A 446-nucleotide genomic window follows, 5' to 3' on the forward strand; every position below is an offset into this window, starting at 1 on the left:
CGGTAAATCCGCAAACCCACCAACAACCGCGGATTCCACGCCTTCCCCGCCAACAAGAACTTATTCCGCGTCAACCACGCGGTCGCCTCACCCAGATCACCGCGCAAACGTTCCCGCACAGCCTTCGGTAATCCGTCCGGGCCACACACCCGCGCCTCCAACAAGGCGCCGATCACCCGCGACAACGACTGCCGAGTCACCAACGACGGCCGCAACCGATCCAACACCTGAGAAATCCGCAACGACAATACTGCGATGTCCTCGGGATGCAACTGATTGTTCGGGCGAAGCTGCGTCGAGCCCGACGGCGACACTGACACCACCATCCACCCCGCCTGCACCGAATTCTTCGGTACAGGACTCGGGGCGGAATCCGGTGCGGAGTTCGGTGTGGAGTTCGGCGCAGAATCCGGGACGGCCTTAGAAGGCGCTGACGATCCTGCCGT

At 62.3% G+C, this 446-nt stretch carries 1 protein-coding gene; it reads right to left on the reverse strand.

All coding sequences use genetic code 11. The features are described 5' to 3' along the window. Positions 1-341, reverse strand: a 341-nt coding sequence (locus tag FVA95_RS32325) for a hypothetical protein (protein WP_205016051.1), incomplete at its 3' end; no start/stop codon positions are given. Positions 342-446 lie beyond the last annotated feature (105 nt).

The organism is Pseudonocardia sp. EV170527-09 (assembly GCF_008369905.1).
Lineage (GTDB): Bacteria > Actinomycetota > Actinomycetes > Mycobacteriales > Pseudonocardiaceae > Pseudonocardia.